Here is a 1142-nt window from a genome sequence, read left to right as displayed (position 1 = left end):
TGGAGACGCTGCTGGCCACCTGGGGCATCAGCCTGATGCTGCAGCAGCTCGTGCGCTCGCTGTTCGGCGCGCAGAACGTGGGCGTGGAAAACCCCGGCTGGATGAGCGGCGGCTTCACCATGCTGAGCAACGTCACGCTGCCGTGGAACCGCATCTGCATCATCGTCTTTGCGGTGCTGGTGCTGCTTGCGATGGGCTGGCTCATCGGCCGCACGCGGCTGGGCCTGTTCGTGCGCGGCGTCACGCAGAACCGCCCGATTGCTTCGTGCATGGGCGTGAACACCGCGCGCATCGACACCTACGCCTTCGCGCTCGGCTCCGGCATTGCGGGCCTCGCGGGCTGCGCGCTGAGCCAGATCGGCAACGTCGGGCCCGACCTGGGCCAAAGCTACATCGTGGACAGCTTCATGGTGGTCGTGATGGGCGGCGTGGGCCAGCTCGCGGGCACGGTGTATGCGGCCATGGGCCTGGGCATTCTCAACAAGTTCATCGAAGGCTGGGCGGGCGCGGTGCTCGCGAAGATCGCGGTGCTCGTTTTCATCATCATCTTCATTCAAAAGAGACCTCAAGGCATCTTTGCCATGAAGGGCCGGAGCGCAGAGGCATGAGCAGCAAGGTCACACTTCCAACCAAGGGGCCGCTGTTGAGCGGCAAGGGCTGGACAGCCTTCTTCGTCGCGCTCATCGTGGTGTGCGCGGTGGCACCGGTGCTCAACATGGTGGTGCCGGCCGGCAGCCCGCTGCACATGAGCGACTACGCGGTGGCGCTGGTCGGCAAGATCATGTGCTACGCGATCTGCGCGCTGGCCATGGACCTGATCTGGGGCTACACCGGCATCCTTTCGCTGGGCCACGGCCTCTTCTTTGCGCTCGGCGGCTACATGATGGGCATGTACCTGATGCGCCAGATCGGCCGCGACGGCAACTACAAGAGCGACCTGCCGGACTTCATGGTGTTCCTCGACTGGAAGACGCTGCCCTGGCACTGGACGCTGTCCGACAGCTTCATTGCCACGCTGGTGCTGATCGTCGCGGTGCCGGGCCTGATTGCCTTCGTGTTCGGCTTCTTCGCGTTCCGCTCGCGCATCAAGGGCGTGTATTTCTCGATCATCACGCAGGCCATGACCCACGCAGGCCATGACC

Annotated in this window: 2 protein-coding genes; both read left to right on the top strand. The window is 64.4% G+C overall.

Annotated features, from left to right (window positions below; genetic code table 11):
* On the top strand, positions 1 to 608 hold a 608-nt coding region (urtB, locus tag AC04MI_RS25420), incomplete at its 5' end, for an urea ABC transporter permease subunit UrtB (RefSeq protein ID WP_476499075.1).
* Positions 605 to 1142: ABC transporter permease subunit (locus tag AC04MI_RS25415; protein ID WP_476499074.1), on the top strand; the 538-nt coding region annotated here is incomplete at its 3' end. The genes urtB and AC04MI_RS25415, both read left to right, overlap by 4 nt.

This window comes from Acidovorax sp. LjRoot204, assembly GCF_056175785.1.
The sequence above is the reverse complement of the archived record's forward strand: the minus strand, read 5'-3'. Positions and strand labels throughout refer to the sequence as shown.